Genomic DNA, 12,889 nt, shown 5'->3' with positions numbered 1-12,889 from the left:
GCCTGCGCCACCCACCGCGAACAGACGGACATCATCCCCGGACAGACGAAGACGTTCTTCACGCCTCGCGCCTTCGGACGGGCGAAGAGCCCCGCGCGGCGAACGACGTAGAACTCTGCGAAGATCCTCGCCTCTGAGTGGAGAAAGAGATCGATTCGATCGAAGTGGGGCTCGAAGGGGAAGGGCTCCAGGCTGACTACGCAGTACTCGAAATCGCCCGCGTCGAGGCCGGCGAGGATTCGCGCGGGGGACTCGCACGCCTCAAGAGCGATCTCGTCCCCGAATCGCTCCCGGGCGGCCTGATTCGTGAAGCCGCCCGGGTGGCCGAGGAAGGCGACCGGTTTGCGCGTTTCCAGCCCGCGGCTCGCCGCTATGATCTGGCGGTAGAGGGAGCGCAACCCCACCGCGGGAAGGCGCCCCCTTCCCTCCCTCAGAATCCGGTCGATGACTTCATGATCGCGCATCGGGTCGTAGGTCGAGACGCCGAGACGCCGCTTCTCCTCCCCGATCCGGGCGACGATCTCGAGACGGCTTGCGAGGAGCCTGAGAATCTGAGCGTCGATCGCGTCGAGGCGCCTGCGTTGCTCCGCGATGCCCACTTCTACTCCTTCTCCGCCAGGCCGGCCGCCTTGCGGAGCGCGGCCACTTCCGTCGCGGTGAGGCGCCGCAGATGGCCGGCGCGAAGCGGGCCGAGCAGGAGCGTCCCGAAGGCGACCCGGCGCAACGCCGACACCCGACAACCAACGCTCCGGAACATCCTCCGCACCTCCCGGTTGCGGCCCTCACGGAGCCCCACCCTCACGCGGGCAGTCCCTCCTCGAGCCGCTTGCAGTCGGACGGTCGCCGGGCCGCTCCGCTCCCCCTTCCCCAGGGCGACGCCCCGCCGCAAGGCGGCGAGCGCGTCCTTCCCGGGCGGAGGGGTCACCCACGCGAGATAAAGCCTCTCTACGCCCCGGCTCGGATGCTGCAGGGCGTGCGCGAGGATCCCATCGTTGGTGAAGAGGAGCAACCCCTCGCTTCCCCGATCGAGCCTGCCGACCGCCCGCACCTTGCCGCGCAGGCGCTCGGGCAGGAGATCGTAGACAGTGCTCCGTCCCCGCTCATCCTGCGCTGAGACGACCACCCCTGACGGCTTGTTCATCATCAGGTAGAACTGCGTACGGGGTGGCCGGACGCGAACTCCATCGCAGACGACGCGATCCTTCGCGGGGTCGACCGGATAGGCCAGGGAGTCGACGGTCGATCCGTTGACCTCGACGCGCCCCTCGCGGATCAGGATCTCGCACTTCCGTCGCGCTCCCAGGCCGGAGAGGGCGAGAAACCTGTTCAGTCTCAACCGTCAGTCCCCGATCGCATGGTCGATCAGCGCCCCCCCCTCCACCTCCGACAGCGGGAAGGCTTCCGCGGAAGCCTCTCCGGGGCGGTCGCCGGCTGGACTCCCCGACGGATCGCCGGCAGGGCCAAGCCTGCGCGCGAGCTCCGCCTCCAGCTGCGTGCGCACATCCTCCGACCCCCAGAGCGCCTCGACCTCCGCGAGGTGCGGCAGATCCGAGAGAGAGAAGAGTCCGAAGTGCTCGAGGAAGCGATCGGTCGTCTTGTAGAGGAGGGGCCTGCCGATCGCATTGGAGCGGCCGCTCACGGTCACCAGATCGCGCTCGATGAGCGTGTGAAGCACTCCGGCGCAGTCGACGCCGCGCAGGTCCTCGAGCTCGCCCCGGGTGATCGGCTGGCGATAGGCGACCACCGCGAGGGCCTCGAGGGCCGCCCGCGAGAGCCGGGAGCGCCTCTTCCCCTCGAGAAACCGCTCAACGAAGGAGTAGAGATCCGGATGAGACAAGAGCTGCCACCCGCCCGCGATCTGCTCGAGGCGCCAACCCCGCTGCTCCGCTTCATAGCGCTGCTGGAGATCCTCGAGAGCCGCGGCGATCTCTTCCTGAGGGACATCGGGCAGGGCGAAGGCGATCTGCTCGGCCGTGAGGGGAGCCTCCGCCGAGAAGAGGATCGCTTCGAGGATCCTCGAGATGTTCATCACGGCATTCCCTCCATGGACATCGGCTCCGTCATCCGCTCGCCGTCTAGGTCGTGGCCCTCGAGACCCTGCTCGGATGGAGGCGCCGCCAGGACCCAGAGATCTCCGAACGACTCCTCCTGCAGGGCAATCGCCTTTCCTTGGCGCATCAGCTCGAGGAGCGCCAAGAAGGTCACGATCCACTCCAGCCGCCACCAGGGGCGCGCGATCATTTCGCGGAATGGGATCGGATCGCCGCGGGAGGCGATCGCCGCGAGCAGCTGCTCGATCTTCTCCTCTAGCCTGATCTCCTCGAGCTGGACCTCGTGCGTGTCGATCGGAGCGGGTCGCTCGAGCACTTCCCGCAGATAGGTCGCCAGGTCGACGGCCCTCGCCTCGCGCAGCGGATAGAGGTGGCTCTTCTCGAGCAGAGGGGCCCATCCCCGTGGAAGAGATCGCCGCCTCTCATCCTCCATGTCGCGGAGCACCTGTGCCGCGTCCCGGTAGCGGCGGTACTCCAGAAGTCTCTGGATCAGCCCCTCCCGCGTCAGCGGCATCCCGTCCCCGTCCTCCTCGGGCGCGGCGGGACGCGGCAGGAGCATCTGGCTCTTGATCCGCATCAAGGTGGCGGCCATCACGAGGAACTCTCCCGCGATCTCGACGTTGAGCGCCTCCAGCCTCTGCAGATGCTCCAGATACTGCCGCGTGATGCGCGAGATCGAGATCTCCCAGATCTCGATCTGGTCCTGCTGGATCAGATGAAGCAGCAGATCGAGTGGACCGGAGAACACCTCGAGGTCGACCGGGTGGCCGCGGAACTGGCTTGTGTCGATTCCGCCGTAAGGCTTCAGTTCGTTCATCCTTGTCGCGTGCGGGACTGCGCCCTCATGGGCAAGCTAGGCATGCGGACGGCCCCTGTCAATGCGCGATCCGCGGGCAGAGCGGCCGGAGACGTGGTAGGCTAGAATCCGTGAACGCCCATGGCCCGCTCCGCTACTCCCTCGACTCCTCTCTCGGCCGGCTGGCCCGCTACCTTCGCCTCCTCGGCCATGACGCAGCCTGGTGCCGGAGCGACACGCTCGTCGCGGCGGTCGCGCGCGCCCGCTCGCAGGAACGCGCGCTCCTGACGCGGTCCGCCCGCCTTCCGGAAGCTGGGCTCGCATGGCCTCCCATGGGAGGAATGATCATCCGTTCGGATCGATGGACCGAACAGCTGGTGGAAGCGGCCGGGCGCTGGCCGATCTTCGCCACCGCGCGCCCGTTCAGCCGCTGCGCCGATTGCAACAGGGCCCTCGACCGCGCGCTCCTTGACGAGGTGCGCCCCAAGGTTCCCCCTCACGTCGCAGCGACGCGCAGGATCTACCGATCATGCCCGGCCTGCGGCCGGGTGTTCTGGAGCGGCACCCACACGGAGCGGATCCTTCTGACGTTTCGTGAGCTCGCCCGCCGCTGCCGCCAGGAGTTGCACGAGGAGAAGGAACAGAATGACGATGCGGGGCCCGGAGAACCGGACCCCGCATCGCCCAATAGGTAGCCGGAAGGACCCCCTCCTCACTCAGGTTGTGCAAGCCCTCGGTGGAGTGGGATGTTGATTCCAGGGGATTTCCCTGCTGAACCATCTATGCCCAACCTTCCAGCCACACCCTTCCCCGGCGTCGATGCGAACCACACCGGGACCATGAACATCGATCCGAACCCTGCCCCAGAGACCCGCCTCGCGCTCATCGGGTCGGGCTCCCCTCCGGCCCGCACGACAGCGCGTGAACGTCGATCTCGAGCAACACATCCGCGTCGGCGCTCCCTTCCACCGCGACAAGGACGAATGGAGACGTGAGCCGCCCCGATCGGCACCCTGACCCGGGAGAGGTCCGCTCTTCGAGGATCACGATCTGTCCGCCCTCGGTGCGGTAAGCCCCGGCTGCCGCGACTGCATGCCCTTCCGATGGCCTCTCCCCGACGAAGATCCCCACGATGATCTCCCGGCCGAAGTCGACGGGCGGCAGCACGAGCGGCGACCCGGGGCGCAGGAGATCGAGCATGCCAACGAGCTCATCTCGGTCCCGGGCAATCCGAAGAGTCTCCTTTGCTACAGCCGCGTCGTCCCCCTGGACGAGTGTCCGAAGGGAGATCGGAACCCTGCGGTACTCCCGGGAGGACTCTATCCACCCCTCGAACTGAGCTACGAGGGACTGAATCTCCTCGGGAACGCCTTGGTCGCAGGCGCCCCCACGATACTCCTGACGGCCCGAGGCCCCGAGAACGGAGACGAAGAAGGCCTCATCGCAGGAAGTCGATCCTCTGAATCCTGCAGAGGGGAGGGCGTCGATGAGACGGGTGAGCGTCTCCAGGTTCCCACCCGACAGGAGGCCCCGAGCCGGCGCCCTCTGCCCCTGCAGCTCCCACATCATCTCGCCCGAGTCCGAGATGACGATGTCGTGGTAGTCGTTCCCCGAAGTCTGGCTCCAGTGATAGCGGACCTCTTCCCATGACCGCTGCGGAGCCGTTGGCGCCCGTTCCGAGCAGCCACCAAGCACGAAAGCGGCGACCACCGCGAGGGCGGTCCCCAAGAGGACGGTGGCTGCGATTGAGTATCGCATCGGATAGGCACTCCTCAACGGCATCGAGCAGTTGCGTGTTTCATGCCAGGACCATCCCCCTCATCAAGTAGCGCATAACATCATACACGGCAAGAGCTTACATGCGTCTCACCACTATGCGCTCGGGAACGCCCTGCGAGCGGCTTCTCAGGTTTCCGGAGCGATGCGCCTCCATGCGTCAGAAAGCTGACTCATCCCCAGGCGACCAGATGAGACCGACGGAAGTGACCCACTTCGCGTAGTAGTGGCCGACGAGGAGCGATTCGTTTCGAAAACCGGAGAGGCCCCCTTCCAGAGCGAGCGCGCCCCTCAGCCGCCGCCGGAGCCTGACCTGGATCGTGCTGAGCTCCTCCCCGGCCTCAGGATCGCTGCCCGCGTCGACGAAGATGCAGCCAAGGTCGTCATCCTCGTAGTTGGTCTGCTCCAACCTCCCCCGAGCGCGGAGCATGATGCTCGCCGGCAACCAGCCTGCGACGATTCCCTCGAATCGCTTCGTTCCGCGCGAGAACCCGAAGGAGTTCGAGAGGAGCGACTCCCACCCGAAGCCCGCTTCCCAGAGCCACCCCCGGACGTACCGCACCCTGAGCCGGATCTCGCGGCTTCGATCGCGCTGGTCGCCTCCGTATTCGGGCGCGCAGCCGGCGAGCTTCCTGATCGCCGGGCGGCCCAGCCGGCTCCACTCGAACTCGGCCGCGCTGCTCAGATCCAGGCCCCGGCGCAGGGGTCTCGCAAACTCCAGGATCAGGGCACGGCTCATCCGGTCGCGCCTGGGCGTGCGAGCGAAGTCGGCCCCCCGGAAGGCGACCGACAGTCCGAGCCTCCCCGCCGGCACAGGGGCGACGACCCCTGCAAGAACGGTCCCTCTTCTGAAGTCCCGCACGGCGCTGTCCGGGTAGCTGCGCCCCTCCAGCCGACCGCCGAGCCAGATCGCCGACCTCTTCCCGATAGCGGCCTGCCCGTCGATTGAGCATTCCGCCTGCAGTCGATTGTCCGCGACGACCTCGTTGTATCTCTCCGCGAACCCCCTCAGGCGGACCGAGAGGCTCTTGCCGCCGAGTCTGGCCCTCCTCGGGGACAGATCGAGTTGGAGGCGCAGAAACTGGTCATCCACTCGATCCCGGGATCCCATTCTCTCCAGGACATTCGAGTCCCACCCCCAGCCCACGCTGCCGCGCAGCGGAGAATCCCCTCGGGAGGCGGAGGCGAGACCGCCGGCAAGTATCAGAGCCGATGCGACAGAGAGTGTGAAGGCGCACGCCCGAAGAAGGCGCGCGGGCCGAGGATCAAGGCCGCGGTCGTGACTCGAAGCGTTCCTGGAGATCGCGGGTTCGACGGAGGGATGCGGAGACAAGACTCAGATCCTGCGCGAGCTGGGAACGCGCGGCCCGGAGCAGCTCGACGGGGTCTCCCTCGCCGCCGATCTCGATCGGGGTTCGTAGCAGCGACGAAGCATCGCCGTCTCCGAGAACACCCTCTCGCATGGTCCACGGCTTGAGGTCACCACTGCCTCCGGTCGACCCACCCCCACCGGGTAGGAGGGCCGCGTCGTCGGAACCGACCCGCCCCCCTTCGTCCAGGAAGCGGGCCTCGTCGGCGAGGCGTTCGGTCTCCACGCGAAGAGCGCGTTCTCTGCCGACGCTTGCGATCCGTCGCTCGATCTGCCTGTCGAGATCCAGAAGGCGGTCCTGGATGTCCTGGAGGTAGGCCTCCTTGTCGAGAAGCGTCTCATACCCATCCAAGGTGTCCGGCTCGACCATGACCACCTCGCCGCGCCAGGGATCTCCGAGACGGCCTTCGAGCAACCGTAGGATCTCGGAACCGCGGGCGAGAACATCCTCCTGACGCGAGCCGGGGCCGATCTCCAGCCCCTCCATCTCCTGGATGGCCAGGGTACGGCACCGCCCTCTGGCCAGCAAGATCTCCACCTCGACCTCGGACGACCGTCTTCCGAGGTCCTCGGCCCGACGGAAGAGATCCCTGGCTCGCGGGTCCTCCAAGCTCGGCAGGTCGGAGAGGATCTGGCCGAGGGAGTCGGCCTCGCGCAAGATGCCGGTCCTCGCTGATTCCAGGAGGTCCAAGGTTCGTATGGCATCGTCCAGGGGCGCCGCCGAGGCGGACAACGTCAGGAATCCGAGGGCAAGCGTCAGGAAAGCGATCAACCTAAGATCGGGCGTCGCCACCGGGCGCGCGGTCCTCGGGCATTTCCGACTGGCTCGCAAGACCATACTTCTCCAGCTTGTAGTAGAGGACGCTCGGCTTCAGCCTGAGCCTGCGCGCGGCCTCCTGCTTGACCCCACGGGCTTCCTCCAGCGCCCTTCGAATCAGCTCCTTCTCAAGGAGTTGCACCGCTTGACGCAGCGGCACAACGCCCGGCGGAAACCACCCGGGCGCTCCGACATCGCGGGGCGCGAACGGCAAGTCCTCGACCCGGATCTCGCCCCCCTCGCAGAGGACGAACGCCCTCTCGAGGACGTTCTCCAGCTCCCGGACATTCCCCGGCCAGTCGTACAGAACTAGCAATTTCAGTGCCTCGTCGCGGATGATCGGCCGATCCCTGTTCATGCGTCGCGAGAGCCGGTCGAGGAAGTGATCGCAGAGGAGTGGAATGTCCTCCCTCCGATCGCGCAGGGGAGGCAACTCGATCGGGATCACATGGAGGCGGTAGAACAGGTCCTCCCGGAAGCTGCCGCCCGCGACGGCATCCCTGAGGTTCCGGTTCGTCGCGGCGATCAGGCGCACATCGACCTGGATCGTCCGCTCTCCTCCCACCCTCTCGAAGCTCTTCTCCTGCAGGACCCTCAAGAGCTTGACCTGCGTCGAGCCGGTCGTCTCGGCGATCTCGTCGAGGAAGAGCGTCCCCGTGTCCGCCAGCTCGAAACGGCCCCGCCTCTGGCGCATGGCGCCGGTGAAGGCGCCCCGCTCATGGCCGAAGAGCTCGCTCTCGAGAACCCCCTCTGCGAGGGCCCCGCAGCTCACGCGGATGAATGGACAGGAGCTCCGATCGGAGAGGCGGTGGATCGCGCGGGCGACAAGCTCCTTCCCGGTTCCGCTCTCCCCCGTCACGAGGACGGAGCTGGGCGTCTGGGCGACCTTCGTGATGCGGGCATAGAGATCCTGCATCTTCGCGGAGCGGCCGATGATCTCGCCATCGTTGAATCGCTCGTCGATCTCCTGCTGCAGGTAGCTCGACCTCTCTCTCTCTTTCTCGAGGGCCTCCCGGTCGGCCCGTATTCGCAGAACGGCGCGAACCTTCTCAACGAGATGCCCGAGGTTCACCGGCTTCACGAGGAAGTCGGCCGCGCCGGCCTTCATCGCCGCCACGGCGTGCTCCACAGTCGCGTAGGCCGTGACAAGGAGAACCTCGGTCAGTGGCTGGGCGCCCTTGATCCTCTCCAAGAGCTTCAGTCCGGAATCGGGCTCCTCCATGCGCAGGTCGGTGACGACCGCGTCGGCGCCCTCCACCTGGAAGAGGCGAAGCGCCTCCTCGAGGCCGTTCGCGCCTCGCGCGTCGAAGCCAGCCTCCCGCAACGCTTCGACGATCCCCTCGCGAAGGATCTCCTGATCCTCCACCACCAGGACCTTCCTAGGCACCTCTCGGATCCTCCCGTCCCCGCTCCAGCCGGACCGTGAACCGACACCCTCCGCCGTGCGGCCTCTCGTGGCTCACCCTGCCGCCGTTCTGCTCGACGAGATGCTTGACGATCGATAGGCCGAGCCCGGCGCCGGCAGCCTTCGTGGTGTAGAACGGCTCGAAGACGCGATCCCTCTGCTCCTGGGGAATCCCCGGACCATGATCCTCCACCCAGATCGCGGCCGTCGGGCCGTGAACTTCCCATCCGACCTGCACAGCCGCATCGCGCGGCGAGGCCTCGATCGCGTTGCGGATCAGATTCAGCAGGATCTGCCTGAGCTGCCCCGGATCGACGACCACGCGGGCCGGCTCGGTCGGGGCGCCGATCTCGATCCTGACTCCCCTTTCCTCCCGGTGCCCCGCAAGGAGATCGACGGCTTCCTCAACGAGCCCCGAAGGGTCGAAACTCTGTCGCTGCGGCGCCTGAGGGCGCGCGTAGGTCAGGAACTCCTCCACGATGTCTCCCAGCCTCCGTATCTCCTTCAAGACCCTCCGCACCCTCTCCCTCTGGCCGCCTGTCAACCCCTCGTCCCCGTCGAGCAGCTCCGCGTAGATCTGGATCCCGCCAAGAGGATTGCGCACCTCATGCGCAATCCCCGCGACCATCGCCCGCAAGGTCCGATCCCTCTCCGAGAGGCGCTCGCGGGCTTCATCGAGCGTGCGCGCGAGGAATCCGATCTCGTCCGGCCTGCCCGCCGGAATCGGGTGGCTCAGATCCCCGCTCCCCATCGCGCGCGCAGCCTGGACCAGATCGCCCAGCGGTCGGGTGACGCTCCTCGCGATGCCGAAGCTGAGCACCGCCGCCACAGCGAAGCCGAGCAACCCGACCAGCAGGATCTTGCCCCTCAGAAGATCGACCTCGCGCAAGAACCCGGCGTCCGCCTCGACCCCGACGACCCCGGCGACCTCTCCTCGCACATAGAGCGGCGCGTACCCGGTCTTGCGCATCTCCCCCGTCACGTCCCGAAACAGGGGAGTGCTCGCCGAGACGCCTCCAGCCGCCCTGTCGAGAATGCGCCGGTGCACGCGCGCTTGAGGGAGATCCGCCCCCGGCACCGCTCTCGAGTCGGTGTCGAGATGTCCCCTCCCATCGAGGTCCAGGATGTAGATCCTCCGCACGCCTGTGGCGGCCCGCAACTGGGAGAGCCGTTCTCCCAGCCTGGCTCTCGTCCGCGTACCCGCCTCGGGCGACGCTTCGAGCGAGAGAAGCGGACCGATCAGGGAGGGATCGATCTGCGTCGATGCGGCGGAGGCGACCGCCTCCAGCCTGGCGGCCAGCTCTGCCTCCAGGCTGCCGCGCGCCTGGCGTTCGATCAGGGCCGCCGTGAGGGCGATCAGACCGACTTCAAGGCCCAGAAAGGAGACCAGGAGGCGGCCGCGGATCCTCAGGCCGCCTGCGCGTCCCGCGATCCTCCGAGTCCCCGGGGTCATCTGCCGATCCAGGGCATGACGAGATCCTCCACGGCCGCGCGCACCCTGCGCACCTGGAGCAAGCATGTCTCGGGGTTGGCGCCGCCCTCGGATCCCTCCTCCACCCAGAAGTCGCGCGGCCAGCCCACGGGGAGACGCCCTTCCTCGTCCTCTTCCGGACGAGACTCGGGAAGCTCGCGTCCAAGCATCCTGGCCCAGACGAGCGTCCAGCCGCGGATCACATTCCACCTGTTGTAGCCGCCTCCTCCCAGGGCGAGCCAAGGAAGCCCGGTGGACACCACCCACGTGAGGAAGCGATCCAGCCCGCCAAGCGACCATTCGAGCTCCGTCAGGGGATCGCCCCGGAGACTGTCGACTCCCATTTCGGTCACGAGGATGTCCGGCGAAAACTTTGCCAGGACCGGGGTCGCGATCTCCTCGATGAAGTAGTCGTAGACCGCGTCACCCGAACCAGGCAGGACGGGGATGTTGACGGCATACCCGCGGCCCCGCCCTTCTCCGACCTCCTCGACGAATCCCGTGCCGGGATAGAGCGTCCGCCCGTCCTGATGGATCGAGAGGGTCAAGACTCGTTCGCTGTCGTAGAAGGCCTCCTGCACGCCGTCGCCGTGATGGGCGTCGACATCGATGTAGCAGACCTTGAGTCCCGCGTCGACGATCTCCTTGATCGCCAGGACGCCGTCGTTGATGTAGCAGAAGCCGCTCGCCCGAGCCTTGTGCGCGTGGTGGAGCCCTCCTGCGGGGTGAAAGACCCTCCTCCTATCGCCGGAGGCGGCGCCGTCGAGAAGCCACCGCGCCGCCCGCAGGCTTCCCCCCGCGGTCAAGAGGCAGGACTCCCAGAGGCCATCGAAGACGGGATTGTCTCCCGTTCCGAGACCCCAACGAAGCTGCTCGTGAGGCGACAGAGAGTCGCCCGCCTCCAGGGCCTCGAGGTAGTCTGGGTCGTGAAAGAGCTGCAGATCCGCCCGCGAGGCCTCGTCGAAGGTCATGGGCGAGTCGTTGACCGGGAGGAGGCCGAGAGCGCGGCACATGCGGGCCACATCCGCCAGTCGCTCGATCTGGAAAAGATGGTAAGGCCCGTACGAAAAGCGGAGGGAGTCCTGTCGGAAGACGAATCCTTGGCGCATCGAGCTCTCCTGCCTCAGGACGGAATCTACCAGAGGAGTTGAACCTACTCAATCCACCCGGCCGCGCGGGGCGCGCCGCCGCGGATCGCCCGCTGCCGCGGACGCGGCGCGCAAGACCGGCAGCGTCAGGAGGACTGCGCAGGAAACGAGGATCGCGCCGAGCCATGCCGTCACGCCGAGCCGGTCCCCATAGAAGAGGACCGAGCAGGCGGCCGCGAAGAGAGGCTCAGTCGCGAAGCAGATCGCCACCGGTCCCGGACTGATCCTTCGCTGCGCCCACGCCTGGACATGGAAGGCGGCGGCCGTGGCGAGCAGACCGGTGAAGCCCGCCGCGAACCAGGCCTCCGCATCGAGACCCGCCACGCCAGGATCTCCTCCCCGCGCGATCGCGCCCGCGCCAAGGGCGATGGCGGCGTAGGCGATCTGCCCCGCGGCGAGGGAGAGCGAATCGCTATCCGGAGTCGCGATCTTCGCGACGAGCAGGATCTGGCCCGCGAAGGCGACCGCGCACAGGAGCGTCAGGGTCTCTCCACTCGACCAGACCGTCGGCATGCCCCCTCCCGCCAGCAGGAAGACGCCGGCGAGGGCGAGGAGGGCGGCGGCAAATCGCCGCGCCTGCGCTCTCTCCCAGCCCAGGATCGTCGCCAAGAGAGGGACGATGACCACGCTGGTCGCCGTGAGGAAGGCGGAGACCGACGGTCCCGTGGTTCGCAGCCCCTCGGTCTGAAGGAGATACCCGAGCGCCAGGCAGAGCCCGGGGCTCGCGGCGCGCGGATGCATGACCGCCGCGAGTCCGCCCCTGCGGATGGCGAAGGGGAGCAACAGCGCGCCTGCGAAGAGAAACCGGATCAGCAGGAACGAGGCGGTCGGCACTCCCTCGATCGCGCCTCTCACGAGGGGAAAGGTCGCTCCCCAGACGGCCGCGACGCCGACGAGCGAAGCGAAGGCGGCCACCCCGCCCGGGCCGCCCGAAAGCCTCTGCCGTCCGCCGCCTGGATCCGTCTCGCGCATCCCTCAACCTAGGGGCGTGAGGGCGACGGAGCAAGCGAGCGTCTCAGAAGCTGTGCGAATCCCCGCCCTACACCGTCTCGTCAAGCGGCGGTCAATCTCGGCGGTCGGGGCCCCGGGTCCGTTCTCGATCGTTCCCCGCTCTAGGCTGCCTCGGGCCGCGCGCCCCTCAACCGGGCCCGCTCGATCTCGGCGACGAGCTCGCTCTCGGGCACCGGCTTGAGCAGAAGGCGCGCGTGGGGATCGTTGAGGCGGGTGCGGAGCAGCTCCTGATCCAGATAGACGCCCGAGATGAACAGGATGGGAAGATCGGAGAGATCCGCGTCCCCGCGGATGACGCGGTGCACGTCGAACCCCGAGATGTCGCCGAGCTTCAGATCGAGAAGGACGAGGCTGGGGCGGTCCAGACCGATCCGGAGGAGCGCCGCGAGACCGCTTCCGCAGGCGGTGACGCGAAACCCTTCCGCCTCGAGAAGCTCGGAGAGAGTGGCGAGAACCTCGTCGTTGTCATCGACGATCAGGATGTGCGCGCCGTCATCGGCCATGGTCGCCTCGGCTCGGATGCCCTCCATGTATGAATCGTCCAATCGCGACCTGAAGTTGACGACCGCATGCACTCGGGCTGCCCCCTGATGAAGGATCCGGGCCTCTCCCTGAGGAAGAGGCCCGGCACATGCGGAGGGCGGGACTTGAACCCGCACGGGTTGCCCCATACGCCCCTCAAACGTACGTGTCTACCAGTTCCACCACCTCCGCGTGATTCCTCCGTCAGGCAATGCGGCGAGATCGCCTAGTTTCCGCCGCCGGCAGGCGCCCCGCCTGGCGCGGGCTCCACCGGGATGGCGCTCCCCGGGACCGTGCCCCCGGGCTGCGGGCTCGCTTGCTGCTCTATGGGAGGATTGTCGCGCAGGACGCTCCTGGGCCTGGAGCTTGTCTCGCGTTGTCCGATCGCCAGGGCGAGGATCAGGCTGGTCAGCATGAACCCGCCCCCCAGTATCCAGGTCGCCTTGGTCAGGAAGGTGGTCGCTCCCCGCCCGCCGAACAAGGTCTGGTTGCCTCCCCCGCCTCCGAAGGCCCCTGCAAGTCC

At 67.4% G+C, this 12,889-nt stretch carries 14 protein-coding genes and 1 tRNA gene; 1 reads left to right on the top strand and 14 read right to left on the bottom strand.

All coding sequences use genetic code 11. From position 1 onward, the window contains the following. From FJY88_08045 to FJY88_08030, 4 genes are all read right to left on the bottom strand, one after another. The coding region (locus FJY88_08045) for a hypothetical protein (GenBank protein MBM3287283.1) at positions 1-599 on the bottom strand (599 nt) is incomplete at its 3' end. Positions 600-601: 2 nt separating this feature from the next. Next, entirely contained in the window at positions 602-1,336 is a 735-nt protein-coding gene (locus FJY88_08040) for an rRNA pseudouridine synthase (GenBank protein MBM3287282.1), read from the bottom strand. Positions 1,337-1,339: 3 nt separating this feature from the next. After that, on the bottom strand, positions 1,340-2,032 hold the full coding sequence (gene scpB, locus FJY88_08035) for an SMC-Scp complex subunit ScpB (GenBank protein ID MBM3287281.1): 693 nt from the start codon (positions 2,030-2,032) through the stop codon (positions 1,340-1,342). Next, positions 2,029-2,868 (bottom strand): segregation/condensation protein A, encoded by an 840-nt coding sequence (locus tag FJY88_08030; GenBank protein MBM3287280.1) that lies wholly within the window; start codon positions 2,866-2,868, stop codon positions 2,029-2,031. Before FJY88_08030 ends, scpB begins: the two co-directional genes overlap by 4 nt. Between FJY88_08030 and FJY88_08025 the strand changes: the two genes are divergently transcribed. Beyond that, the gene (locus FJY88_08025) at positions 2,784-3,542 is read left to right on the top strand and encodes a hypothetical protein (GenBank protein ID MBM3287279.1); all 759 of its coding nucleotides are present in this window, start codon (positions 2,784-2,786) and stop codon (positions 3,540-3,542) included. The two genes, FJY88_08030 and FJY88_08025, sit on opposite strands and share 85 nt — an antisense overlap. 187 nt (positions 3,543-3,729) lie before the next feature. Here FJY88_08025 and FJY88_08020 read toward each other — a convergent pair whose 3' ends face one another. The 10 genes from FJY88_08020 to secG form a co-directional block, all read right to left on the bottom strand. Then, on the bottom strand, positions 3,730-4,605 hold the full coding sequence (locus tag FJY88_08020) for a hypothetical protein (protein MBM3287278.1): 876 nt from the start codon (positions 4,603-4,605) through the stop codon (positions 3,730-3,732). 178 nt (positions 4,606-4,783) lie between these two features. Further along, positions 4,784-5,716 carry a hypothetical protein gene (locus FJY88_08015; GenBank protein MBM3287277.1) on the bottom strand — a complete coding sequence of 311 codons (933 nt, stop codon included), beginning with the start codon at positions 5,714-5,716 and terminating at the stop codon, positions 4,784-4,786. A gap of 172 nt (positions 5,717-5,888) precedes the next feature. Continuing rightward, positions 5,889-6,764 (bottom strand): hypothetical protein, encoded by an 876-nt coding sequence (locus FJY88_08010; protein ID MBM3287276.1) that lies wholly within the window; start codon positions 6,762-6,764, stop codon positions 5,889-5,891. Position 6,765: 1 nt separating this feature from the next. After that, positions 6,766-8,196: a sigma-54-dependent Fis family transcriptional regulator gene (locus FJY88_08005; protein MBM3287275.1), complete on the bottom strand. Its 1,431-nt coding sequence runs from the start codon at positions 8,194-8,196 to the stop codon at positions 6,766-6,768. Next, on the bottom strand, positions 8,189-9,733 hold the full coding sequence (locus FJY88_08000) for a HAMP domain-containing protein (protein MBM3287274.1): 1,545 nt from the start codon (positions 9,731-9,733) through the stop codon (positions 8,189-8,191). Before FJY88_08000 ends, FJY88_08005 begins: the two co-directional genes overlap by 8 nt. Next, positions 9,664-10,794, bottom strand: a complete 1,131-nt coding sequence (locus tag FJY88_07995; protein MBM3287273.1) for an acetoin utilization protein AcuC — start codon at positions 10,792-10,794, stop codon at positions 9,664-9,666. The genes FJY88_08000 and FJY88_07995 overlap by 70 nt, the downstream gene beginning before the upstream one ends. A 48-nt stretch (positions 10,795-10,842) precedes the next feature. Continuing rightward, complete coding sequence (locus tag FJY88_07990) at positions 10,843-11,805, bottom strand: DMT family transporter (GenBank protein ID MBM3287272.1); 963 nt, start codon at positions 11,803-11,805, stop codon at positions 10,843-10,845. A 140-nt stretch (positions 11,806-11,945) separates the two neighbouring features. Beyond that, positions 11,946-12,515, bottom strand: coding sequence for a response regulator (locus tag FJY88_07985; GenBank protein ID MBM3287271.1), 570 nt, complete (start codon positions 12,513-12,515; stop codon positions 11,946-11,948). Next, positions 12,477-12,558, bottom strand: a tRNA-Leu gene (locus FJY88_07980). Before FJY88_07980 ends, FJY88_07985 begins: the two co-directional genes overlap by 39 nt. Positions 12,559-12,592: 34 nt before the next feature. Beyond that, on the bottom strand, positions 12,593-12,889 hold a 297-nt coding region (secG, locus tag FJY88_07975), incomplete at its 5' end, for a preprotein translocase subunit SecG (protein MBM3287270.1).

The sequence above is a fragment of the Candidatus Eisenbacteria bacterium genome (assembly GCA_016867495.1).
Classification (GTDB): Bacteria; Eisenbacteria; RBG-16-71-46; order CAIMUX01; family VGJL01; genus VGJL01.
This window is presented reverse-complemented; position numbering and strand designations above follow the sequence as displayed.